General features: G+C 61.8%; 21 protein-coding genes. 16 read left to right on the top strand and 5 right to left on the bottom strand.

Annotation, left to right across the window (positions count from 1 at the left end):
- Positions 1-43: 43 nt before the first annotated feature.
- From ACWHRL_RS12660 to ACWHRL_RS12635, 6 genes are all read left to right on the top strand, one after another.
- Positions 44-709, top strand: a complete 666-nt coding sequence (locus tag ACWHRL_RS12660) for an alpha/beta hydrolase (RefSeq protein WP_447893938.1) — start codon at positions 44-46, stop codon at positions 707-709.
- A gap of 71 nt (positions 710-780) precedes the next feature.
- Positions 781-1,530, top strand: coding sequence for a DUF4040 domain-containing protein (locus ACWHRL_RS12655; RefSeq protein ID WP_447893937.1), 750 nt, complete (start codon positions 781-783; stop codon positions 1,528-1,530).
- A complete protein-coding gene (locus ACWHRL_RS12650) occupies positions 1,527-3,017 on the top strand; it encodes a complex I subunit 5 family protein (protein ID WP_447893936.1) in 1,491 nt (496 codons plus the stop codon). The genes ACWHRL_RS12655 and ACWHRL_RS12650 overlap by 4 nt, the downstream gene beginning before the upstream one ends.
- Positions 3,014-4,519, top strand: coding sequence for a proton-conducting transporter transmembrane domain-containing protein (locus ACWHRL_RS12645; protein WP_447893935.1), 1,506 nt, complete (start codon positions 3,014-3,016; stop codon positions 4,517-4,519). The genes ACWHRL_RS12650 and ACWHRL_RS12645 overlap by 4 nt, the downstream gene beginning before the upstream one ends.
- Positions 4,516-6,285 carry a proton-conducting transporter transmembrane domain-containing protein gene (locus tag ACWHRL_RS12640; protein WP_447893934.1) on the top strand — a complete coding sequence of 590 codons (1,770 nt, stop codon included), beginning with the start codon at positions 4,516-4,518 and terminating at the stop codon, positions 6,283-6,285. Before ACWHRL_RS12645 ends, ACWHRL_RS12640 begins: the two co-directional genes overlap by 4 nt.
- On the top strand, positions 6,282-7,283 hold the full coding sequence (locus ACWHRL_RS12635) for a YihY/virulence factor BrkB family protein (protein WP_447893933.1): 1,002 nt from the start codon (positions 6,282-6,284) through the stop codon (positions 7,281-7,283). Before ACWHRL_RS12640 ends, ACWHRL_RS12635 begins: the two co-directional genes overlap by 4 nt.
- Before the next feature lie 108 nt (positions 7,284-7,391).
- Here ACWHRL_RS12635 and ACWHRL_RS12630 read toward each other — a convergent pair whose 3' ends face one another.
- Positions 7,392-8,801 (bottom strand): PhoH family protein, encoded by a 1,410-nt coding sequence (locus tag ACWHRL_RS12630; protein WP_447893932.1) that lies wholly within the window; start codon positions 8,799-8,801, stop codon positions 7,392-7,394.
- Between the two features lie 174 nt (positions 8,802-8,975).
- Positions 8,976-9,845, bottom strand: a complete 870-nt coding sequence (locus tag ACWHRL_RS12625) for a LysR family transcriptional regulator (RefSeq protein ID WP_447893931.1) — start codon at positions 9,843-9,845, stop codon at positions 8,976-8,978.
- A 105-nt stretch (positions 9,846-9,950) separates the two neighbouring features.
- Between ACWHRL_RS12625 and ACWHRL_RS12620 the strand changes: the two genes are divergently transcribed.
- Complete coding sequence (locus ACWHRL_RS12620; RefSeq protein ID WP_447893930.1) at positions 9,951-10,814, top strand: cation diffusion facilitator family transporter; 864 nt, start codon at positions 9,951-9,953, stop codon at positions 10,812-10,814.
- An 87-nt stretch (positions 10,815-10,901) separates the two neighbouring features.
- Complete coding sequence (locus ACWHRL_RS12615; RefSeq protein WP_447529482.1) at positions 10,902-11,171, top strand: hypothetical protein; 270 nt, start codon at positions 10,902-10,904, stop codon at positions 11,169-11,171.
- Between the two features lie 60 nt (positions 11,172-11,231).
- Here ACWHRL_RS12615 and ACWHRL_RS12610 read toward each other — a convergent pair whose 3' ends face one another.
- A complete protein-coding gene (locus ACWHRL_RS12610; RefSeq protein ID WP_447529481.1) occupies positions 11,232-11,417 on the bottom strand; it encodes a DUF3008 family protein in 186 nt (61 codons plus the stop codon).
- A 138-nt stretch (positions 11,418-11,555) separates the two neighbouring features.
- Here ACWHRL_RS12610 and ybaK point away from each other — a divergent pair, with 138 nt between their 5' ends.
- The 6 genes from ybaK (at position 11,556) to ACWHRL_RS12580 (ending at position 18,615) form a co-directional block, all read left to right on the top strand.
- Positions 11,556-12,023, top strand: coding sequence for a Cys-tRNA(Pro) deacylase (ybaK, locus tag ACWHRL_RS12605; protein ID WP_447893929.1), 468 nt, complete (start codon positions 11,556-11,558; stop codon positions 12,021-12,023).
- 105 nt (positions 12,024-12,128) lie between these two features.
- Positions 12,129-13,520, top strand: a complete 1,392-nt coding sequence (gene dbpA / locus ACWHRL_RS12600; protein WP_447893928.1) for an ATP-dependent RNA helicase DbpA — start codon at positions 12,129-12,131, stop codon at positions 13,518-13,520.
- Positions 13,521-13,589: 69 nt separating this feature from the next.
- The gene (locus ACWHRL_RS12595) at positions 13,590-14,462 is read left to right on the top strand and encodes a PA4780 family RIO1-like protein kinase (protein ID WP_447529478.1); all 873 of its coding nucleotides are present in this window, start codon (positions 13,590-13,592) and stop codon (positions 14,460-14,462) included.
- 110 nt (positions 14,463-14,572) lie between these two features.
- Positions 14,573-15,589 (top strand): AbrB family transcriptional regulator, encoded by a 1,017-nt coding sequence (locus ACWHRL_RS12590; RefSeq protein WP_447893927.1) that lies wholly within the window; start codon positions 14,573-14,575, stop codon positions 15,587-15,589.
- An 85-nt stretch (positions 15,590-15,674) separates the two neighbouring features.
- Positions 15,675-17,621, top strand: coding sequence for an ABC transporter ATP-binding protein (locus ACWHRL_RS12585; RefSeq protein ID WP_447893926.1), 1,947 nt, complete (start codon positions 15,675-15,677; stop codon positions 17,619-17,621).
- Positions 17,608-18,615 carry a zinc-dependent alcohol dehydrogenase family protein gene (locus tag ACWHRL_RS12580; RefSeq protein ID WP_447893925.1) on the top strand — a complete coding sequence of 336 codons (1,008 nt, stop codon included), beginning with the start codon at positions 17,608-17,610 and terminating at the stop codon, positions 18,613-18,615. The genes ACWHRL_RS12585 and ACWHRL_RS12580 overlap by 14 nt, the downstream gene beginning before the upstream one ends.
- A 118-nt stretch (positions 18,616-18,733) precedes the next feature.
- On the opposite strand, the gene ACWHRL_RS12575 is transcribed toward ACWHRL_RS12580, so the two are convergent.
- Entirely contained in the window at positions 18,734-19,018 is a 285-nt protein-coding gene (locus ACWHRL_RS12575; RefSeq protein ID WP_447893924.1) for a hypothetical protein, read from the bottom strand.
- Between the two features lie 204 nt (positions 19,019-19,222).
- On the opposite strand from ACWHRL_RS12575, the gene ACWHRL_RS12570 reads away from it, so the two are divergent.
- Together ACWHRL_RS12570 and ACWHRL_RS12565 are read left to right on the top strand one after the other, a co-directional pair.
- Positions 19,223-20,365, top strand: coding sequence for a hypothetical protein (locus ACWHRL_RS12570; protein WP_447529473.1), 1,143 nt, complete (start codon positions 19,223-19,225; stop codon positions 20,363-20,365).
- Between the two features lie 44 nt (positions 20,366-20,409).
- Complete coding sequence (locus ACWHRL_RS12565) at positions 20,410-21,261, top strand: mechanosensitive ion channel family protein (protein WP_447893923.1); 852 nt, start codon at positions 20,410-20,412, stop codon at positions 21,259-21,261.
- A gap of 7 nt (positions 21,262-21,268) precedes the next feature.
- Here ACWHRL_RS12565 and ACWHRL_RS12560 read toward each other — a convergent pair whose 3' ends face one another.
- A complete protein-coding gene (locus ACWHRL_RS12560; protein WP_447529471.1) occupies positions 21,269-22,000 on the bottom strand; it encodes a YebC/PmpR family DNA-binding transcriptional regulator in 732 nt (243 codons plus the stop codon).
- Positions 22,001-22,166 lie beyond the last annotated feature (166 nt).

The raw sequence follows: 22,166 nt of genomic DNA, 5'->3' as shown, positions 1-22,166 counted from the left end.
ACTTTGCGCTAGGGTGTCGCTTTTATTGCGAGGAAATCACGCTATGTCAGAGCCTGGTGAGTTGATCGTCGAGCCCAAAAACGGGCAGCCTGCGGATGCCTGTGTATTCATCATCCACGGCCTGGGCGCTGACGGACACGATTTCGAGCCGCTGATTCCGGCCATGGGGCTTTCCAAAAATCTGAATATCCGCTTCATCATGCCCCACGCACCGCGCTTGCCGGTGACCGTGAACGGCGGCATGGTGATGCCCGCCTGGTACGATATTCTGGCGATGGACCTGGGGCGCCGGGTGGATGAAACACAGCTCAAGCACTCCGCCGAGCGCATCCAGGCGCTGATTCAAGAGCAGCTCGACCAGGGGATGGATAGCCGACGGATCATCGTAGCCGGCTTCTCCCAGGGCGGGGCGGTCGCTTACCAGGCCGCGCTCACGTTCGATCAGCCGTTGGGTGGGTTGCTTGCCATGTCGACGTACCTGGCCACCGGCGAGAGCATCGAACTGGCCGCAGCGAACCAGTCGGTGCCGGTGGAAGTACATCACGGCAACTTCGACCCGGTGGTACCGGAGACCCTGGGCCGGGCCGGCGCCGACCGCCTAAAAGAGAAGGGCTACAGCGTTAACTACCGCCAATATCCCATGGCGCACGCGCTCTGCCCGCAGCAGGTCAACGATATCGGAAAATGGCTGCAGGCGCGCTTGGGTTAGCCCAGCGTCGACAAGCGAATAAAAGGCAAACACAGTAGTTTTTTCAAGCCGAGGGGTACCCGCAAAGGCCTATGCTAGCGTCTATCGACCTTTTGGAAATGGGCCTGGCTCTTTGCCTTGGCCTTTCCGCCTTTGTCTGCCTGTTCGACCGCCACGTGGCGCGGGCAACCTGCGCCTTCATCGTGTTTGCCCTGCTCATGGTGCTCGTTTGGGGGTGGTTGGGCGCGCCTTGGCTCGCCCTGGTGGAGTTCGTGCTGGGCGTACTACTAACCGGCGCTACCCTGTTTTACGCCCTCGGCGCCTTTGGCTATCACCCTCGCTATTTCTCCTTTCACGAACTCACCGTTAGCGATTTATGGCCACGCTTTGGCTTTTTTCGCCGCGTATCCTCGTCAAGCCGCCACATCGATACCTTTCGTGGCCCGGTCAGCCATCGTCTTGCCCGGGCGGTGCTGACCGTGGCCTGGTGTTTCATGGTCGGGGCGGTGCTTCGTCTCGTCATGCCCGGCATGGCCTACGCGCCTTCGGAGCATCCGCTGATGCTGGTGGCGGTGCTGATCGTGGGCACGGCGATGGGCGCCTTCGCCCTGCATCGGCATCGTCTGCGGCGGCTGATTGCCTTCAACGTGCTCGGCTCCGGGGTGTTTTTGCTGATGACCGGGCTTGCCGGCACCGTTGAGGGCGCCCAGGCGCTGGTCGGTGTAGCGCTGATGATCGCCTGGCTCGGCTCGCTTTTGGGCGCGCTCGTCATCCGCCAGCTACGCGCCCACGAAGGCGAAGCGGACCAGGAAGACCTGCAACACCCGGAGCGCGCGCAATGAGCTGGCGCTTCGGTCTACTGGAAAGCACCTTTACGCCGCTGCCACTTAGCCACTGGGCGCTTTTGTGCGTGCTGTTACTGCCGCTACTGGCGGGGCTTTTGGCGGCGGTTTTTCCGCCCAGGCGGGTTGGTGCGCTGCTCGTCGTCAGCCTTGTCGTGTTGGGCGCCGGGGTGGCGCTAATGGTGGATGCCCAGGCGGCGGGCACTTTGCGCTGGCAGGCCGAGGTGGCGGGGGTGAATCTGTCGCTTCGCTTGAACGGGCTGGGCGCGCTTTTGCTGTTGCTCACTCAGTGCGTCGGCGCGGCGGCGGCGCTCTACGCGCCGGGCTATTTGCGCCTGACCGAGGCGGGCCCGAATCAGCGCTGGCTCTGGCCGCTCATGGGGGCCGAGATCAGTGCGCTGTCGCTTTTATGGTTCGCCTCGGATCTGTTGACGCTCTATCTCGCCCTGGAGGTCGTGGGCCTGTCGGCCGTGGCCATGCTGCTGTTATCGAACAAGCCCGCCGCCCTGGAAGCGGGGATGCGCTATTTACTGCTCACCCTGGTGGGGTCGCTTACTTATCTGATGGGGGTGGCGCTCATTCTGGGGGAGTGGGGCCAGCTCGAACTCATGAAGCTGGCCGAGGTGGTCGAGCCCGGCGCGGTCGCTTGGGTGGCGGCGTCGCTGCTTGGCGCCGGGCTTGCTCTGAAAGCCGCGCTTTTTCCATTGCACGGCTGGTTGAGCCCGGTACACGAAAACGCCTGGACGCCGGTCAGCGCGCTGCACGCGGGGCTTGTCATCAAGGCATCGCTTTATATCCTGATTCTGCTCTGGAGCATTCTGTTGCCCGATACCTTCTGGGCGCCGCGATTCATCGCCTGGCTTGGGGCGCTGGCGATCGTCTGGGGCGGGTTGATCGCCTGGCGGGCGGACTCGCTGAAAACGCTGGTGGCCTCGTCCACGGTGGCCCAGCTTGGTTATCTAATGGTCGCCTTTCCCTTGCTGCTTGGCCCGGACGTCGCACCGATCCCCCAGGCGCTTGCCTGGCAGGGCTTCTGGCTGCAGCTGATCGGCCACGCCCTGGCCAAGGCAGCGATGTTTCTGGCCGCGGGCAATTTGATACTGGCGACCGGCGAAAGCTCGCTCAAAGGGCTTTCGGGGACCAGCCGGCATCTGCCGCTGTCGCTGTTGGTCTTTGGGATCGCCTCGATCACGCTGATGGGGCTGCCCCCGAGTGCCGGGTTTACCGCCAAGTGGCTGCTCCTACACGCCATGGTACTCTCCAAGCAGTGGGTGGCCGTGGCGGCACTATTGGCCGGCACACTGCTGACCGCGGCCTACGTGTTTCGCGTGTTTCGCTACTCCTTCGATGAAACCGCCCCGCATCATCGCTACCAGCCCCTGGCGCCGGGCATGGACGCCATCGCCCTGGCGCTTGCCTTGGCCGCGCTTGCTTTAGGGCTACTGGCGCATCTGCCGCTTTCGCTATTACACGGGGGTGGCGTATGAATATGGACTGGTTACCGCTGGCGGCGCTGCTGGTGTCGCTGTTTGCCGCCACGGCGATCTTTGCGCTACCGGAAGAGGCGCGCGCCGTGCGCACCGTGATCAACCTGAGCGCGGCGGCCTGTAAAGTAGCGCTGGTAACGCTGATGGTGGGGCGGGTGTCGGCCGGGTACGAGGATACCTTTAGTTTTCAGATCATCGGCGGTATCGATTTCGTGCTGCGGGCCGACGCCCTGGGCGTGATGTTCGCCGGGCTTTCCTCGATTCTGTGGCTCTGCACCACCATTTACGCGATCGGCTACTTGGAAGGGGCGGCCAACCGTAAGCGCTTTTTCGGCTTTTTCAGTCTCTGCGTGACCAGCACCCTGGGCGTGGCGCTGGCGGGGAATCTGTTCACCTTCCTGATTTTCTACGAAATGCTCACGCTTTCGACCTACCCCTTGGTGGCCCACGCGGGCAGTGCCAAGGCGTTGGCGGCGGGGCGGGTGTATCTGCGCTATACGCTCAGCGCTGGGGTCGTGCTGCTTTTGGGCGTGGTGCTGCTCTATAGCCTGACCGGCGATCAATCCTTCGCCTCCGAGCGGGGGCTTGCGCGTTATCTTGACGACCACCGCGTGCTTTTGACCGTGATCTTCGCGCTACTGGTCGGGGGGCTTTCGGTCAAAGCGGCGATCGTGCCGCTGCATGGTTGGCTGCCCCGGGCGATGGTGGCCCCGGCGCCGGTCAGCGCGTTGCTCCACGCCGTGGCCGTGGTCAAGGCCGGGGCATTCGGCATTTTGCGTATTATCTACGATCTTTACGGCATCGAGCTAAGCGTCGAACTCGGCGTGACCACGGTGCTGGCGGTACTGGCCTCGTTTACGATCATCTACGGTTCGCTGCGCGCGATCACTCAAAAAGAGCTCAAGCCCAGACTTGCCTTTTCCACTATCAGCCAAGTGTCCTACGTGGTGCTAGGGGTGTGTTTGGTCGGGCCCTTCGGCACGATCGGGGCGCTGGCGCATCTGCTTCACCAGGGGTTGATGAAGGTGACGCTGTTTTTCTGCGCGGGTATCTACGCCGAGGAGCTTGGTATTCACCGTATCGATGAAATGAACGGCGCCGGCAAGCGCATGCCGCTGACCAGTATCGCGTTTACCGTGGGCGCGCTTGGCATGATGGGGCTACCGCCGACCGCCGGGTTCATCACCAAGTGGTACTTAGGGATTGGCGCGATCGAGGCCCAGATGTACTGGGTCGTGGCGGTGCTGGTGGCCAGCAGTGTGCTGAACGCGATTTACTTTTTGCCCGTCGTGTACCGGCTCTGGTTTTGTGAGGGCCCCGCTCACGGGGTGGGCGAATGGCCCCACGAGCAGCGCCTGGGGCGGCTGGAAACCCATGGCTGGCTGTTGTGGCCGGCGGTGTTTACCGCGGTGGTGAGTCTGGGCGCCGGGCTTTTGGCAGGGCTGCCGTTTAGTCCGCTGGACTGGGCGACCCGAGTCGCGGTCGGGGAGTATCTGCCATGACGGCGCTCTTTCTACTCGCGCTTGGCTGGCCCGTGGCCGTGGCGGCGGGCGTTATCTGGCAGGCGCTGCGCGTGCCTGCGGCGAAGCGCGTCTTTTTTAACGTTTGGTGGCTAAGTGCTGGCTGGCCTGCGCTGGCGCTTGCGTTTGTCGGCGAGGCCCAGTGGAGCTGGTCGGCCTGGATGCTGGGCGGCCACTGGGAGCTCAACGCGCTGAGCCGCGCCTGGCTTGGGTTTACTGCGCTTTTATGGAGTCTGGCGGCGCTGCACGCCCGTGGCTATTTCAAGCGGTCCATGGCGCGGGCCCGCCAGGGCGAGGCGGCGGAAGGCGGCCGGCTGTTACGCTTTACGTTTTTCTGGCCGCTGACGTTTTTGGGCAATGCGTTCTTGATCCTTTCTCAGGATATCGCAAGCTTTTACCTCGGCTTTGCGCTGATGACCTTTGCTGCTTACCCATTGGTACTGCACAACCAGGATGCGAGCGCCAAGCGCGGGGCGAGCGCCTACATCCTGTTGGCGGTACTCGGCGAGGGGCTGATTTTGGCAGGGCTTCTGTGGGCCGCGGGGGAGTCCCAGGCGACCACGCTTGCCGGGGTGCGCGAAGGGATTCTCGATGCGCCCCAGGGGGTGTGGATGGCGCTTTTGCTGTGGCTGGGATTTGGCGTCAAGGCGGGTGTGGTGGGGCTTCATGTATGGTTGCCACTGGCCCACCCGGCGGCCCCGGCCCCGGCGAGCGCGGTGCTTAGCGGGGCCATGATCAAAGCCGGTCTTTTGGGCTGGCTAGTACTTTTACCGCTGGGCGCCGAAGGCCTTTCCGCCGAGCTCAAAACCCTTGGCGAGGTGATGCTCGTCGCCGGCTTTGCCGCGGCTTTTGGGGCGGCGCTTTACGGCGTGGGCCAGCACCATCCCAAGGCAGTGCTGGCCTACTCGAGCATCAGCCAAATGGGCATGATGACGGCGCTTGTGGCCATGGGCCTGGTCAACGCCGCGCTTTGGCCGCTGTTACTGCCAGGCGTCGTGCTATTTGCCGGCCACCACGCGCTGGCCAAGGGGGCGCTCTTTTTGGGCACCAGCATCAGCGAACACCTGCCGCGACGTCCCCCGGTGCTTTTATGGCTGGCGCTGGTGTTGCCCGGGCTTTCGCTGACCGGCGCCTTTGGCGCGGGCATCATCAGCAAGTACAGCGTCAAGCACGCGCTAGAGGAGATGCACCATAGCCAGGTGATCATGCTGCTGACGCTGGCGGCGGTGGGCACCACGGCGCTAGTGAGCGTATGCCTTTGGCGCCAGTGGCAGCAGCGTGGCGAAGGCGGCAATGACGCCTTTCAACTGGGCGGCTGGGCGCTGGCGATTGCCGCGGCGCTCTGTGTGCCCTGGTGGCTGCCGCTGCCCGAGGGCAGTGTGCACGTACCGGAGCTCTCTTCGCTTTGGTCGCTGGTCTGGCCGTTGCCCGCCGGTGTGCTGGCCGTGGTGGTGGGGTACTGGCTTGCCCGAGTGCTTGGTTTGAAGCCGCTACCGCCCGGGGATTTGTGGTGGGGGTACCGCCCGGTCGCCTTGAAAAGCGTGGCCTTTTGCAAGGGCGTGAGTAATAAGACGAAGCGGGCGAAGCGCGCCAGCGTCGATCGCGCGCTCGCTTTGGAGGCGCGCGTTATGACAAAGTTGGTTGAAACCCTGCAAGGCGAGGGATGGATGCGTCGGCACGGCAGCGGTTTGATGATGGCCTTTGCCGTGCTATTGGCACTTTTACTGATTTGGGAGGGCCTGGGATGAGCCAATCACACCAAAAAAGCACGTCCCGGGGCCGGCGCGCCCGCGCCCCCGAGGATATTCCGAAAGTAGGGTTGATGGATGTCGGCTGGCGGGTGATACGCGCCGCCCGGCGCAACCGGCTAACCATGCTGGCGGCGGGGGCCGCCTTCTACGCTTTACTGGCGTTTTTCCCCACCATCGCGGCGGTGATTTCACTGTGGGGGTTGTTGTTCGACCCGCTCGAGGCGGCCCAGCAGCTTTACGAAATTAGCCGGTTCATGCCGCCGGATGCGGCGGGGCTTATGGATCAACAGGCCGAGCAGGTGATCGAGAGCACCGAGATGGGGAACTTCATGGCGGCGATGATTGGGCTGGCGGTCGCCATGTTCATCGCCTCCAAGGGGGTCGCGGTGCTGGTGGTGGGGCTCAACGTGGTGTACGGCGAGAGCGAAAAACGTCCTTTTTTACACCGCACGGTGCTGCTGACCACGCTGACCTTTGGACTGATCGTCATGACCCTGGTGTCGCTTGCGTTCATTGCGCTGGTGCCCATGGCGGTGGATTCGCTCACTATCGAACCCCCCGTGGACCGGGTCCTGAAGTGGCTGCGCTGGCCGGCGCTGCTCATTTTGATGAGTGTCCTGATCGCGCTGCTTTACCGCTTTGCCCCCTACCGGCGTAAACCCCGTTGGGAGTGGATCAACTACGGTACGCTGCTGGCGACCGCCGCGTGGCTGATTGGCTCCGCGGTGCTTTCGCTCTACGTGCGTAACTTCAGCGCTTTCAGCGAGCTTTACGGCTCTTTGGGCGCGGTGGTGGCGCTGATGATGTGGTTTTGGTTATCGGCCTTTACCGTCCTGTTTGGTGCCGAGCTCAACTGCGAGCTTGAGCGCCAAACCCTGAGTGATACGACGGTGGGCCAGCCGCGCCCGTTGGGCGAGCGCGAAGCCTTCGCGGCGGATACGGTGGGGGTGACCAACCCGATGGGGGAGGACCGGAAAAACCAGGATAGCAAGTAGGTACCCGTCACTGGATAGCAAAGCGCCGCCTGTTAGGCGGCGCTTTCGTAGGTAACGTTTAGAGAGGTTTATCGAGACAGCGCGGCGGGCCTTTTATAAAAGCTTTTCTTATAAAAGCTCTTCGGCGGCGAGGGCCAGGCGCGAGCGCTCGACGCATTTTAGAGTAATGTGCCCGGCGTGGGGCCAGTCGCGAAAGCGCTCGACCACGGCGGCCATGCCGCAGGTGTTGGCGGAGAGGTAGGGCGTATCGATCTGGCCCACGTTACCCAGACAGACGATCTTGGTATTACGCCCGGCCCGAGTAACCAAAGACTTGAGCTGTTTGGGGGTGAAGTTTTGCGCCTCGTCGATGATCAGGAAGGTGTCGTTCAGGGTGCGCCCGCGCATGAAGCCCGGCGAGCGAATCTGGACCCGGGAGCCGATCAGTTGGCGGGTGGCGCCGTTGTCCCAGCTCGACTCACCGTCGTCGTTGCGCAGAAGGTTGTCCATGTTGTCGTGAAACGCCCCCATCCAGGGTGACATCTTCTCCTCCTCGGTGCCAGGGAGAAAGCCGATATCCTCGCCCATGGGAATCGGCGCGCGGGTGAACACGATGCGCTCGAAGCGCTTGGCGTCCAGGGTTTGCTGAAACGCGGCGGCCAGCGTCATGTAGGTCTTGCCGGTACCGGCGCTTCCGGCGATGGTGACCAGGTCGATCTCCGGGTCCATCAACAGGTTCAGAGTGAAGTTCTGGCGGCTATCGTGGGCGTGTACGCCCCACACCCCGGCGTGATGGCGATAGTTGGTCAGAAGCTGGAGTGTGGCGCTTTTGGGCCCCAGTTCGCGTACGACCGCCTCGAAATCGGCGCCGTTTTCGCTATCCGAGACCAGCATGCCGGTGTGCCACTCGACGGGCATCTCGCCCTTGAGGTGGTAAAAGGTGTGGTGGCCCGCGCGTTCGACGTGGACCTCGACATTGAGCGTCTCCCAAAGCGATGCACCTTCAAGCCCCGCATGATCGACGATGCTGGCGCCTTCGATCATGGCGTCGCTGTCCGAGAAGGCGCGGTCGTTATGGTAATCCTCCACCGGCATCTTGAGCGCGGCGGCCTTGATGCGCAGGTTGATATCCTTGGTGATCAGGATGACCGAGGCGTCCGGGCGTTCGTCGCGCAGCCGGCAGGTTTCGGCCAGAATGCGGTTGTCGGCGGTGTCGCTGACTTCGTTTAAAAGCTTGAGATCGTTGTAACAGAGAAAGTGTAAGCAGCCGCTTTGGCCGCTAATACGCGGGATGGGAACGCCGTTTTGAACTTCCCGGAACGTGACCTGGCTTGTGAGCTCCGAGAGTGTGCGGCTGACCTGGCGGGCCGTGCGGGCGATATCACGGATGCCGTTTTTGTGCTTATCGAGCTCCTCGAGAACGGTCATGGGAATGACTACGTCGTGCTCATCGAAATGGTAAAGGGCGGCGGGGTCGTGGATCAGGACATTGGTATCGAGAACATAGAGCCGTTTGGCTTTCTTATCGAGTTTGACCATCGGGGAAGTCGCTCCTGAGTTGACGGCAACATCGACACTGGCAGGGCTTGTTTACGCATCAATGACACTGCCCGTGTTGACTCTTTCGAGTGTCATTAATCTCCTCTGTGGCTTTTTTATAGAGTGGAAGGCACCGCCACTTTTCGCCACTCCCGCGTTTCAACGAAACCGGCCTTAAGCTTCGATGGCCAAAAATTGCGCCACTTTGTTAAGCAACACCGTGGCCACCGGCCCCTGGTGCTCGCCTTCGAGCGTGCGGTAATGGTAGCTCTCCAGCGCAAGCTCGTGGGGCAAGCGGTTGAGCGTACCGGCGCTTAACGCCTCGCTCACCAGCAGCGAGGGGAGCAGTGCCCAGCCGGTGCCCTGAATCACGGCGTCGCGAATCAGCTCGAACATGGTCAGGCTCAAGTAGTTGGCGGAAAAAAGCGCTTCGCTGACCAGCTTGTCATCCTGAACGTGGCTCAAACAGATCTGGGTGTACTGGGCCAGGTCATCGCGGCGAACGCTTGGCAGGCGGCTCAGCGGGTGGTGCGGGGCGGCGACCAGGCGCATGTCCACCGGCGCCAGGCTCTGCGCATTTAAAACCACGCTTGGCGCGGCGTAGAGCCCAAAGGCGATATCCACGGTTTGGCGGGCGATCAGCGCGTGGTGGGCCTGGGGCGGGGCCAGGTAAACAGAAATGGCGGTGAGCGGATAGCGCGCCTTGATGTCGTGCATCACGTTTTGCCAAAAGGTTTCCGGTAGGGCGTCGTCCCGGGCGATACAGAGCTGACTTTCAACGCCCAGACGTTGCTGCTGGCAATATTTGTTGATCCGCCCGGCGCTGGTCATAAGGCGGTAGCAGTCGGGCAGAATGCTTTCCCCCATGGGCGAAAGCGTAAGGCTATTGCCGGAGCGCTCGAAAAGCACCACGCCCAGGTGGTCTTCCAGCGCGCTCACCATAGCGCTAAGCGTGCTGCGCTTCATACCCGTATGGCGGGCAGCGCCGGCAAACGAGCGCTGCTCGGTGACCTCGATAAACGCCTGGATCTGTTCGATTCGCATGGATGACCCGTTGAGTGCCAAATAGATTGGCGCTGAGCGATTGGTAAGTACTGTTTGTGGCGCCTATTATGGCGCATCTTTCACCCCTTATTGGATGGTTTTCGCGTGTCTTCCTCAACGCTCGAGCGCCGTGCGCTCAGATTTTCGGCGCTCTCCGCTTCGCTCTTCGCGTTTGTCGGGCTCTTTATCGGATTGGCCTCCGGCTCCATCACCATTTTATTCGACAGCGGCTACTCGCTGCTCAGTTTGGTGCTGGCCTCGCTTTCGCTGGTGGCGCTGGGTCATGCCCAAAAGCCCGCGGATGAGCGCTACCCCTTTGGCCGGCTGACCGTGGAGCCGCTGGCGGTGCTGCTCAAGGGCGTGGTGATTGCGCTGGTATGCCTGTTCTCGCTGGTCTCGGCGCTTTGGAGCCTTTACCGGGGCGGGCGTATGGTCACCCTGGATTTGGCGCTGCTGTTTGGCCTGGCCAACGTGGCGGGGTGTCTTTTTACCTGGTGGCGGCTTGGCCGCTACGCTCGGGGGCGGCATTCCTCATTGATGGCCGCCGAGCTCAAACAGTGGCAGATGGACACCTGGCTAAGCGGCGCGGTGCTGATCGGGTTCATGCTCACCTTTGGGCTCACCTACACCCCCTGGGCAAGTTATGCCCGCTTTGCCGACCCGGTGATGGTGTTGGTGATCGTCGCCTACTTCATGCCCATGCCGGTGAAGATGGTGCGCGGCGCGCTCAAGGAACTGATGTTCGGCGAGCCCGGCGGTGGTATGCGCCAGGAGCTCGTGCGCCACGTCGCGGATTTCGACGTGGCAGAGCGCGACGTACGCCTGGCGCGGGTCGGTAATTTTCTCATGGTCGACATTCAGCTTGAAAAAGCGCAGATCGACGACGCCGAGGCGATCGTCGAAAGCGTGACCCGGCACTGCCATTATCGCCAGCTGCGCCCGGTCACCAGTATCACGCTGGTGACGTGAGCGGTACTAAAACGATTGACGCTTTTCGAGCGCGGTGGTATCTAGCCCTACCGGTAATCACATCGGAATTTCGAGGGTTTCAATGACATGCTACTTTGCCGCTTTCTACCCGCGCTGCTGGCTACCCTGTTGGTAGCGGGCTGCGCCAGCTCCACCGTCGCGCCCCGCTATACGTCGAGCAACCCGGATATCATGCGCGTGGGCGGCGAGCGCCCCTCCAACCCCGACCCGCGCACCGAAGACCTGGGCTCTTATTGCCTGGAAAGCACCGAGCGCTGGAACGAGCAGGGCCGCACACCCGATGGCCAGACCCTGTGGGCCAAGGACACGCTGCGCAAGGTCGTGCCCTGCCAGTAGGCCTTGGGCTTGTCGAAAAGCGGCGCCCGGCATTTCAATGCCGGGCGCCGCTTTTTGGGTTTAATCACGCTTTTTTTCGGGTTTGCCTTTACGTTGGGTGCTGGCGAAGTCTTCGAGCTCTTCTTCGCTCATCGAGTCGTACATCTCTTTGGACGAACCCACAAGCTCACCTGGTTTTGTTTCACCGCGCTTGGCCGAAAGGGCCGCGCCCGCCGCTTTTTGCTGCGCTTTCGATTTTGCCGGCATGCCAAGCTCCTTTGGAGTGGAGGGTATTAGTGTGCCTTCGTGATAACGCTTTGCTAAAGTTTAGCAGCGCTTTATCGCCCCGCCAGATGAAGGTGCTAAACGCCAAAACGGTTACTACTGAAACGATACGAGAGTCCCATGACGCCAGCGATCAACACCGCCAAAAAAGCGGGCATCGATTTCGACATTCATGAGTACAGCCACGAAAGCGGGGTGGCCTCCTACGGGCTGGAAGCCGCGGAAAAGCTGGGGGTCGATCCGGCGCAGGTGTTCAAAACCCTGGTGGTGGAGCTCGATGGCAAGACCCTGGCGGTGGCGGTGGTGCCGGTCACCCATCAGTTGGGCTTGAAGCAGGTGGCCAAGGCGGCCGGGGCCAAGAAAGCGGCCATGGCAAGCCCGGAGGCGGTGGAGCGCGCGACCGGCTACGTGCTGGGTGGGGTGAGTCCGCTGGGTCAGAAAAAACGCCTAGCGAGCTTTATCGACGACTCCGCCCAGCGCTTTTCGCGTATCTACGTGAGCGCCGGGCGGCGCGGGCTCGAGATCGCTCTGGCGCCCGAGACGCTTGCCAGGCTTTGTCAGGCGCGCTTTGCGGCGCTCGGCGCATAGCGCGAGGGCAAACGAGGCCGCTTTCTGGTATGGTGCCCGTTAAGCGTATTACCGGCGCCGCCTTGCCCATGAGCAAGGCGCTTTCGCCCATTTCAGGAATTTTTCGTGGCCGATACTTCTTTTGCCTCTCTGGCACTGCCCCCCGCTCTTATCGATAACCTGGCGTCTCTGGCGTACCACGAGATGACGCCGATTCAGGCGCAAAGCTTGCCGCCTATGCTCGAGGGTCGCGATGTGCTCGGCCAGGCCAAAACCGGCTCGGGTAAAACCGCCGCGTTCGGCCTGGCGCTGCTCGCCCAATTGCGGCTCGAGCGCTCACACATTCAGAGCCTGGTGCTTTGCCCCACCCGCGAACTTGCCGACCAGGTGGCCGAGGCGATTCGCGGGCTTGCCCGCACGCTTGCCAACGTCAAGGTGCTCACGCTTTGCGGCGGCGCCCCCTTTGGCCCGCAGCTTGCCTCCCTCGAGCACGGCGCGCACATCGTGGTGGGCACGCCCGGGCGCATCGAAGAGCACCTGCGCAAGGGCTCGCTAAGCCTCGATGGGCTGTCCACGCTGGTGCTGGACGAAGCCGATCGTATGCTCGATATGGGCTTTCGTCCGTCGATCGATGCCATCATTCGCGCCACGCCTGCCGATCGACAGACACTTTTGTTCAGCGCAACCTTCCCGGATGAGCACGCCGGCGGCGAGCTTGCCGAGATGACCCGGGGAGTGCTGCGCGATCACGTCAGTGTGGCGGTCACCGAGACCCACGACGATACCACCATCGAACAGCACTTTTTTGCTGTTAACGGCGAACGAGCGCGCATGAAAGGGCTGGTGGATCTGCTGCTTCACTACCGGCCGACTACCAGCGTGGTGTTTTGCAACACCAAGCGCGAAACCGATCAGGTCGCCGAGGAGCTAAGCGACGCGGGCTTTAGCGCCGTGGCGCTGCACGGTGATCTTGAGCAGAAAGACCGCGACCGGATTTTGGTGATGTTCGCCAACCAGAGCGTGTCGATTCTGGTAGCCACCGACGTCGCCGCGCGCGGGCTCGACATCGCCAAGCTCGACGCCGTGTTCAACTACCAGATTGCCCGCGAGCAGGGCGTGCATGTCCACCGGGTCGGGCGTACCGGCCGCGCCGGAGAGAGCGGCATTGCCGCCACCCTGGTCGCCCCGGAAGAGCACTACCGCCTCGAGCGCCTCGGTGAGTATCTAAGCGAGGTGTTTACGTTAGAGGCACTGCCCAAGCCCCGCCAGCAAACCCCTTTCGAGCCCGCCATGGCGACGCTTCAGCTAAACGGTGGCAAGAAGGACAAGCTGCGCCCCGGTGATATCCTTGGCGCGCTGACCGGCGAAGGGGGGCTGCGCGGGGACCAGGTCGGCAAGATCAAGGTACAGGCACGCAGTGCTTTCGTGGCGGTCGACCGCGAGGTGGTCAATAAAGCGCTTGGCAAGCTCGAGCGCGATAAACTCAAGGGCCGCGCCTTTCGCGTACGCCGCCTTTAGCATGAACGTATTGAACGCTTACGTATTCACCACGCACGCATCCGCCATCAGGAGTGACCGCCGCACGTTATGAAGATACCCAAACGATTACAGCCTCTGGTCGACGACGGCCTCGTGGAAGAGGTATTGATGCAGTTGATGAGCGGCAAGGAAGCGCAGGTGTATGTCGTTCTATCCAGCGGTGAAAAACGCTGTGCCAAGGTCTTCAAGGAGGCCAAGCAGCGTAGCTTCAAGCAGGCCGTTCAGTACCAGGAAGGGCGCAAGGAGCGCAACAGCCGCCGCGCCCGGGCCATGGCCAAAAAGACCAAATACGGCCAAAAAGAGCAGGAGCAGGCCTGGCTCTCCGCCGAGGTCGATGCACTTTATCGGCTTGCAGGCGCCGGCGTGCGCGTTCCCCAGCCCTACGGCTTCGTCGATGGCGTACTGTTGATGGAAATGATCACCGATGCCAACGGTGATGTGGCCCCGCGACTGGGCGATGTAGCGCTGAGTGAAGAGCAGGCGATTGCCTATCACGCCAAGGTGATCAACGACGTGGTGCTGATGCTATGCGCCGGGCTCGTTCACGGCGATTTATCCGAGTTCAACGTGCTGGTCGATGGCGAAGGCCCGGTGATCATCGACTTGCCCCAGGCGGTGGACGCCGCGGGCAACAATAGCGCCGCCGCCATGCTCGAACGCGATGTGAACAACATGCGCGCCTATTTCGGCCGCTTTGCACCCTCGCTTTTAGAGACCCACTACGCTAAAGAGATGTGGGCGCTTTACGAGGCCGGCAAACTGACCCCGGATAGCCAACTGACCGGCCACTTCGAGTTCGACACCCACCTGGCCGACGTGGGCGAGCTTTTGGACGTCATTGACGACGCCAAAGAGGAGGAGGCCGAACGCCAGGCACGCCTTCGCGACGACGATGGGGAAGACGACGGCTACCCGTACTGACCTTGCGCCACTAACCTTACTTCGCCGCCAAAATGCTAAGCTGCTTCATTGTTTAGCGGGTTAACGAAGGGCGCGGTAGCGCTTGGGGTGGCGAAGTGAAAGGGATGACGATGAGCAGGCGCACGGCACGCGCGTTGGGGATATCGCTGGGTGCCGGGGTGGTGGGCGGTGTGCTTTTTCAGCTCACCGGCCTTCCGCTTGCGTGGATGCTGGGGCCGCTGACCGCGAACCTGCTGCTTTCGTCCCGGGGCGTTCACGTGGCGGTACCCGAGGGGCTTCGCAACGTGTTTTTGGCGGTGATGGGGCTGGTGCTGGGCAGCCAGGTCACGCCGCAATTGGCCCACCGCGTGGGGGATTGGCCGGTCTCGGCGGTACTTTTGTTACTGGGGGTGGCGGCTTCCACGGCGGTCGCGGCGCGCTGGTACCGCCGCTGTGGGTTCGATTCGACCAGCGCCTGGTTCAGCGCCGCCCCCGGGGCCATGACCGCGATGATTCTGCTTGGCGACAAGGCCGGCGGCGACCCGCAGCGCATTGCGCTCGCCCAGTCGCTGCGGGTCATTTTAGTGATTCTATTTCTGCCGCCGCTGTTTTGGGTCTCCAGCGGCAGTGGCGAAAGTCCGGGCGCTGTCGATGCTGCGCTGACCGACGGCTGGATGCTGCTGTTGATCCCGCTTTTGCTGCCGCTGGGGCGCTGGCTGCGCCTGCCAAGCGCAGCGCTGTTGGCGCCGCTTTTGGCCGCCGCGGTGCTCTCGGGGTTCGATATCGCAAGTCTCACGCTTCCTGAGTGGGGCATGAATGTGATGCTTTGGGTGCTGGGTAGCGCGATCGGCTCGCGCTTCAAAGGCCTGACGGGGCGTACGCTCGGGCGCTATCTGTGGCAATCCGGCGTGGCGACGCTGGCAGCGTTAGCCGTACTGGCCGTCTTCGCTGAACTGATTCATCAGTTTTTGGGCGTAGGGCGCGACGTGGCGTTTCTGGCGCTGGCGCCGGGCGGCATAGGTGAAATCGCCATTCTCGCCGTGGCGCTGGATATCGACCCGGTGTTCGTCGCCTTTCATCATCTTTTACGCATGATCACGCTGATGATCGTGGCGCCTTTCTGGGCGCGTTTTTTAATGCGCCGCTAATAAAGCCGTGCCAGGACTCACGTTTGATACTTTTAAATTCTGGGCTTTAAAGGCTATCCATAAGGGCTATCCATAAGGACTTTCCATGCTCGCTCGCACGCTGAAATCGCTTTTTCACACCTTTGAAAGCCGTGTGAACCCGTACCCGGAAGGCAAGCTCGAGACGCCGCCGAAGGGGCTTTTGCCGTTTATCTGGCACTTCTCAAAACCGATCTGGCCGCTGCTTTTGGTGATGTCGCTGGTCACCGGTGCGGTCTCCGCCGCCGAGGTGTTCTTTTTCAGCTATATGGGCGAGCTGGTGGACTGGCTGGGTAATGTCGAGCGCGCCGGGTTCTGGCAGGAAAACGGTCTGTGGCTTGCCGGAGTGGGCCTACTGGTCATCCTGGGGCTGCCGCTTTTGGTGCTCTTGCAGTCCTTGATTACTCACCAAAGCATCTTCGGCAATTACCCGATGATCGGACGCTGGCTTTCGCATCGTCATATGCTCAGCCAAAGCCTGGCGTTCTACCAGGACGAGTTTGCCGGGCGCGTCTCGCAAAAGGTGATGCAGACGGCACTGGCCATTCGCGAGACCGTCACTAAAGTGATGGACCTGCTGGTCTACGCGCTGGTCTATTTCACCGGTGCGGCTTTTTTGTTGGGCCGCGCCGATCCCTGGCTCTTGCTGCCGCTGGGGCTTTGGCTTCTGGGGTATCTGGGCATCATGCGCTACTTCGTGCCGCGCCTTCGCGATGTCTCCATGGCCCAGGCCGATGCCCGTGCCGAGATGACCGGGCGCGTGGTCGACAGCTACAGCAACATTCAAACCATCAAGCTCTTTACCGATACCGTGCGCGAGCAGCGCTACGCCAAGGACGCCATGGAGGGCTTTCTGACCACGGTGCACCGCCAGATGCGCCTGGTCACGGTAATGAGCGTGTGCTTGACGCTTTTAAACACGATGTTGCTGGTGGGCATTGCCGGTATGGCGATCAGCGCCTGGTATTTGGAGGCGATCTCACTCGGGGTGCTGGCTATCGCCATCGCGCTGGTGATGCGCATTCGCTTCATGTCCGACTGGATACTCTGGGAAGTTGCCGGGCTTTTCGAGAACATCGGTACCGTGCAGGACGGCATGAACACCATCGCCCAGGCGCCGAGCATCAATGACGCCCCTGACGCTGCGCCGCTCGAGGTGCCCCACGGCGAGATCGTATTCGATGCGCTCACCTTCCACTACGCCCAGGCCCAGGGTGAGCACAAGACCGTGTTCGACGGCTTCGAACTCACCATTAAGCCCGGCGAGAAGATCGGCCTGATCGGGCGCTCCGGGGCCGGCAAGTCCACGCTTGCCAACCTACTGCTGCGTTTTTACGACCTGCAGGGCGGGCGCATTCGTATCGATGGCCAAAACATCGACGAGGTCACCCAGACCTCGCTTCGCCACCAGATCGGCATGGTGACCCAGGACACCTCGCTTCTGCACCGCTCGCTCAGAGACAACATTCGCTACGGCAGCCCCGAGGCCAGCGACGACGACGTGTGGCGCGCGGTTTGCCGCGCCCACGCGGATACCTTCATCGATGACCTGGTCGACCCGCATGGTCGGCGCGGTCTGGATGCCCACGTGGGCGAGCGCGGCGTAAAGCTCTCCGGCGGCCAGCGCCAGCGTATCGCCATTGCCCGGGTGCTTCTCAAAAACGCGCCGATTCTGGTGCTCGACGAGGCGACCTCGGCGCTGGATTCCGAGGTCGAGGCGGCGATCCAGGAGCAGCTCGACGCGCTGATGGAGGGCAAGACCGTGATCGCGATCGCCCACCGGCTCTCCACCATTGCCATGCTGGACCGCCTCATCGTGGTCGACCAGGGCCGGTTGGTGGAAAGCGGCACCCACCAGGAACTGCTCGACAAGGGGGGTATCTACGCAAGGCTCTGGCAGCGTCAGTCCGGCGGGTTCCTGGCTCAGGAATTGGACGAGGGCCTTGATCTGACCCAGGATGCCCCCACCTCCCACTCATACACGGATCAAGGAGATCGTCATGAAAACGATTAAGCTACAGGCACCCGGCGGTTTGGATAAGCTCTCGGCCGTTGATGGGGCGCCTGCGAAAGCGCCTGGAGCGGGGGAAATCAAGGTGCGCCTGCACGCAAGCTCGCTCAACTTCCATGACTACGCGGTGGCTGCGGGGATGATCCCGACCGAAGACGGGCGTATCCCGATGTCCGACGGTGCCGGCGTGGTGGAAGCCGTAGGCGAAGGCGTCGAGGAATTCGCCGTGGGGGATCGGGTGGTCTCCACCTTTTTCCCGACTTGGCTCGAGGGTCCGGCGCGGGTCGATAACTTCGCCACTACCCCAGGCGACGGTGCCGATGGCTACGCGCGGGAAGAGGTAACCGGCTCGGCCAGCAGCTTCACCCACCAGCCCGAAGGCTACAGCCACGCGGAAGCCGCTACGCTCACCACGGCAGGCCTGACCGCTTGGCGCGCGCTGGTAGTGGATGGCAACATCAAGGCCGGTGACACCGTGCTGGTACTGGGCACCGGTGGCGTCTCCATCTTTGCGCTGCAGTTTGCCAAAATGATGGGTGCCCGGGTGATTGCCACGTCCTCCTCCAACGAGAAGCTCGAACGCCTGCGGGAAATGGGGGCGGAGCACATCATCAACTATAAAGAGACGCCGGAGTGGGGCAAGGAAGTCCAAGCGCTGACCAACGGTGAAGGCGTGGACCACATCGTCGAAGTCGGCGGGCCGGCGACGCTGCCGCAGTCCATCGAGGCGATCAAGATTGGCGGGCACATGGCGCTGATCGGCATTCTGACCGGGCGTGAAGGTGATATTCCCACCGCCAAGCTGATGGCCAAGCAGGCCACCCTCAAGGGCTTGATTGTGGGTAGCCGTCGGGATCAGATCGAGATGATTCGCGCCATCGATACCGCGGGCATGCGCCCGGTGATCGACCGCGAGTTCGGTCTTGAAGAGATCGCCGAGGCGTTTCGCCATCAGGAATCCGGCAAACACTTCGGCAAAATCTGCCTGACGTTCTAACTCATTTGGGCACGGGCTAACCTTGCCCGCTCCCAAAACGATAAATCCCTGCACGCCTTGAACGGCGTGCAGGGATTATTTTTGGGCAAGGCCCCGCCAAGCGGGCTGATGTCGGGGATCAGGCGCTGTGCGCGGCCGGCTCGGTGGTACGGCTATACACCACGCCCTTGACCTCGAGCTCCATAATGTCCTCGTAGGGGTGCACCACGCCTTCGATATCGCCAGGGTCCCCGGCGGTATTATTGATCAGCGCTTCGGGAATCACTTTCACGCCTTTGATACCCGCATGCTGGATCCGCGCGCTAAAGCGGCTGCCCTGGTGATCGATCAGCACACGCTCGCCCGCAATACACTTGGTGAGCTTGTCGTGAAGCTCTCTTTGGTTTACCGGAACAACGCTCATTGCGACCTCCCGTTTAGCACTGCCCCCAGCGCCCACCCCGTCGTCTGAGGCTTGCGGCTCGAATCTGAGGTGATGGCTGCGTTGGTGAGCTTTTACGTTACGTCCAAACTATGACCGTTGCGCCCTGGTTAAGTTCGATAAGCACCGCTTTAGCGCTTGTGCCGTGCTACTCTTTACGGTCGATACAGTCACTTGAGACGTTATATGGCGAAGCGTTCGGAAAATGCTGCTCACCCGCTGGGCGAGGTCGTCAAACTCGAAGCGTTTTCCACCCCACAGAAAACCCAGCACTCGAGACGCCAGCGCTACGTTCGCGCCGCTAAAACCTGGCTGACCGGCAAGCGCGCCGCCGAACGTCAGGCGATCGAGGAAGAAAAGCTTCGTAAACTCCCCCAAGTGCGCCTGGCGCATTTGGTGCCGCCCATCGATTGGTCCCGGGCCGCTCGCGCGCTGGACGCCGTCATTACCGCCGAGTATGCCAGCGAACCGGTCGTGTTTTTCATTACCCCGCCTTTTGGCGGGCACGGCGACGTGGCCGCGCACTGGGCACGACTGCACGCTATTGATACCTGCGCGGCGCCGAGTATCGAGGCTCTGCTCGACGGCGATGGCAGCTGGATCGCGCAGTTCGACGGCAAATCCCGCTGGGTACTCCCTGCTTTACAGCACTGTTTTTTGCGCACAAGCCAGGGCATACAGGGCGTGCGCGCGTTGCTGGAAAGTGCCCTGGCCGGGCAGCTCGGGCGGGGTGTAATCGGTTGCGATAGCTGGAGCTACGCCTATTTAAAACACGTGGTGGGGCTCGATAGCGTACCGGCGCTAACGCTTCAGGCCGTGGAGGGAGAGCAGTTGGCCGAGTACTTTTTGGGCGAGGGCCAAAACGCGCTGACGGTCTACAGTACGCGCACCGGTAAGCCGGTTTCCAACCAACGGCGCGACAAGCGAAGTGCCAAAAGCGAGCTACAGTATCTGGCCGCCTACTGCCGGGGCCACTTGGGCGTGGCGTGGTATTACTGGCGCGAGCGACTGCGCGAGCCTGTTTCAAGCACCGGCGACGATAACGAACTTTGGCTGATCGACGCCCTCGACGAGGCCGAACTGACCAACGATACCGGCGACGTAGCGATTCTGGTCCTTCATGCGCTTTTGATTCATGGCGGCTTGAACGACGCGGCACTTGCCGCGGTACTGCCGTTCTCCTACCACGAAACCCTCAACGCTCGGCTCACGCTGACGCGCCTAAAGGTGCTGGGCGAACACCAGGGGCGCTGGCAGGTGGCCGCCTTGAGCTATGCAAGCGTGCGCGAACTGCTGGTGTCGCGAAATTATCTGGTGGATGCGCTATAGCGTACACGCAAGTGAGTGTTTAGGAGAGGTTCCAGGAGAGTCCCATGGAAGAGCGCAAACAGTACGCCAGGTTATTCAACGATATCGATACCCCCGCGATCCTCACCGTACTGGCGATTTTGCTGGCCATGGTGTTGTTGATCGTTTTAAGCCAGCGCGGGCTCAACTGGCTGGCGAACCGGCTTCACGGCCAACTGCGTTTTCGCGTCTTCGCGCTGGTTCCGCTGACCAGGCTGTTGGTTTTGATCGCGGCCATCGTCTTGATCGTACCGATCATCATCGACCCTTCGCTTCGCAACATGGTGACGCTTTTCGGCGCTATCGGCCTGGCGGTGGGGTTTGCGCTCAAGGACTACGTGAGTAGCCTGATCGCCGGGGTGGTGTCGGCGGTAGAGCTTCCCTATCGGCCCGGAGACTGGGTGCAAATCGAGGATACCTACGGCGAGGTCAAGCATGTGGGGATGCGCACGGTACATATCCAGACGCCGGACGACGATCTGGTCTCCATGCCGCACCTCAAACTATGGGAGACGCCGGTCTATAACGCCAATAACGGCGGGCCGACGCTTCAGTGCGTAGCGAGTTTTTATCTCTACGTGGAGGAGCAGGCCGGCTGGGTGCGCCAGGCGCTGAAGGACGTGGCGCTGACCAGCGCCTACCTCAAGTTCGAAGCACCCATCACCATCGTGGCCGAGGAGAAGCCCTGGGGGACTCACTACCGCATTCGCGCCTACCCGGTCGACCCGCGCCAGCAGTTTCTGTTCATCACCGACCTTACCGTTCGCGGCAAAAAAATGCTGAGTAAGGCCGGCGTCCAATCAGCGCTGCTGCCGCCGGATGCTGCGCTGGATTCCAGCGGCGAAATGGCTGGAGCGCCGAGCAAGCCGCGCGGTTAAGCGCGCTTTAGGCGTTCTGCTCGGGTAGCTCCGCGCTGTGAAAGACGTTCTGCACGTCGTCCAGGTCGTTGAGCATATCCAGAAACTTCTCGAACATCACCGCATCGTCGCCTTCTAATGGGGTGGTGGTCTGGGGCAAAAACTGGATCTCGTCCGCTTCGAAATCGATCTCGCCAAAGGCGTCGAGCAGTGCCTGCTTGGCCTTGGCGTATTCGGTGTGCGGGGCGAAGACGGTAATGTGCGCCTCTTCCTGCTCGATATCGGTGACATCCACATCGGCTTCCATCAGCGCTTCCAGCACCGCTTCCTCGTCCTGGCCCTGGAAGGCGAAGATCGCGCAGTGATCGAACATATGGCTGACGCTTCCGGGCGTGCCGATCTTGCTCTTGGTTTTGGTGAAGCAGCCGCGCACGTCGCCGAAGGTGCGGTTGGCGTTATCGGTCAAGCACTCCACGATCACCATGGCGTTGCCGGGGCCGAAGCCTTCGTAGCGGGAGGTGGAAAAATCCTCGCCGCCGGCGCCGTTGGCTTTGTCCAGCGCCTTGTCGATGACGTGCGAGGGCACCTGGTCTTTCTTGGCGCGCTCCATCAACCCCCGCAGGGCGAGGTTGCTGTTCGGGTCGGTGCCGCCGGATTTGGCGACGACATAAATTTCGCGCCCGTACTTGCTGTATACCTTGGTCTTCGCCGCGGCCGTTTTGGCCATTGACTCTTTACGGTTTTGAAACGCCCTACCCATGTTAACGTCCTTTCGTCGCCTAAAGCCGCCTGAACGTCAGGCGCTATGTTCGTCCGAGCTATGTCCATCAAAACAAGATTCATCAGAGCACTGTTCATCAGAATACTGTTCATCAGAACGAGGTTCATCAGAGCACTGCTTATCAGAGCACTGCTTATCAGAGCAC

This window comes from Vreelandella sp. GE22 (assembly GCF_968212445.1).
The sequence above is the reverse complement of the archived record's forward strand: the minus strand, read 5'-3'. Positions and strand labels throughout refer to the sequence as shown.

Bases quoted from the DNA above. Each gene is read 5' to 3' on its own strand.
- ACWHRL_RS12660 (WP_447893938.1), top strand. From the start codon at position 44: ATGTCAGAGCCTGGTGAGTTGATCGTCGAGCCCAAAAACGGGCAGCCT.
- ACWHRL_RS12655 (WP_447893937.1), top strand. From the start codon at position 781: ATGCTAGCGTCTATCGACCTTTTGGAAATGGGCCTGGCTCTTTGCCTT.
- ACWHRL_RS12650 (WP_447893936.1), top strand. From the start codon at position 1,527: ATGAGCTGGCGCTTCGGTCTACTGGAAAGCACCTTTACGCCGCTGCCA.
- ACWHRL_RS12645 (WP_447893935.1), top strand. From the start codon at position 3,014: ATGAATATGGACTGGTTACCGCTGGCGGCGCTGCTGGTGTCGCTGTTT.
- ACWHRL_RS12640 (WP_447893934.1), top strand. From the start codon at position 4,516: ATGACGGCGCTCTTTCTACTCGCGCTTGGCTGGCCCGTGGCCGTGGCG.
- ACWHRL_RS12635 (WP_447893933.1), top strand. From the start codon at position 6,282: ATGAGCCAATCACACCAAAAAAGCACGTCCCGGGGCCGGCGCGCCCGC.
- ACWHRL_RS12630 (WP_447893932.1), bottom strand. From the start codon at position 8,801: ATGGTCAAACTCGATAAGAAAGCCAAACGGCTCTATGTTCTCGATACC.
- ACWHRL_RS12625 (WP_447893931.1), bottom strand. From the start codon at position 9,845: ATGCGAATCGAACAGATCCAGGCGTTTATCGAGGTCACCGAGCAGCGC.
- ACWHRL_RS12615 (WP_447529482.1), top strand. From the start codon at position 10,902: ATGCTACTTTGCCGCTTTCTACCCGCGCTGCTGGCTACCCTGTTGGTA.
- ACWHRL_RS12610 (WP_447529481.1), bottom strand. From the start codon at position 11,417: ATGCCGGCAAAATCGAAAGCGCAGCAAAAAGCGGCGGGCGCGGCCCTT.
- ybaK (WP_447893929.1), top strand. From the start codon at position 11,556: ATGACGCCAGCGATCAACACCGCCAAAAAAGCGGGCATCGATTTCGAC.
- ACWHRL_RS12595 (WP_447529478.1), top strand. From the start codon at position 13,590: ATGAAGATACCCAAACGATTACAGCCTCTGGTCGACGACGGCCTCGTG.
- ACWHRL_RS12590 (WP_447893927.1), top strand. From the start codon at position 14,573: ATGAGCAGGCGCACGGCACGCGCGTTGGGGATATCGCTGGGTGCCGGG.
- ACWHRL_RS12585 (WP_447893926.1), top strand. From the start codon at position 15,675: ATGCTCGCTCGCACGCTGAAATCGCTTTTTCACACCTTTGAAAGCCGT.
- ACWHRL_RS12580 (WP_447893925.1), top strand. From the start codon at position 17,608: ATGAAAACGATTAAGCTACAGGCACCCGGCGGTTTGGATAAGCTCTCG.
- ACWHRL_RS12575 (WP_447893924.1), bottom strand. From the start codon at position 19,018: ATGAGCGTTGTTCCGGTAAACCAAAGAGAGCTTCACGACAAGCTCACC.
- ACWHRL_RS12570 (WP_447529473.1), top strand. From the start codon at position 19,223: ATGGCGAAGCGTTCGGAAAATGCTGCTCACCCGCTGGGCGAGGTCGTC.
- ACWHRL_RS12565 (WP_447893923.1), top strand. From the start codon at position 20,410: ATGGAAGAGCGCAAACAGTACGCCAGGTTATTCAACGATATCGATACC.
- ACWHRL_RS12560 (WP_447529471.1), bottom strand. From the start codon at position 22,000: ATGGGTAGGGCGTTTCAAAACCGTAAAGAGTCAATGGCCAAAACGGCC.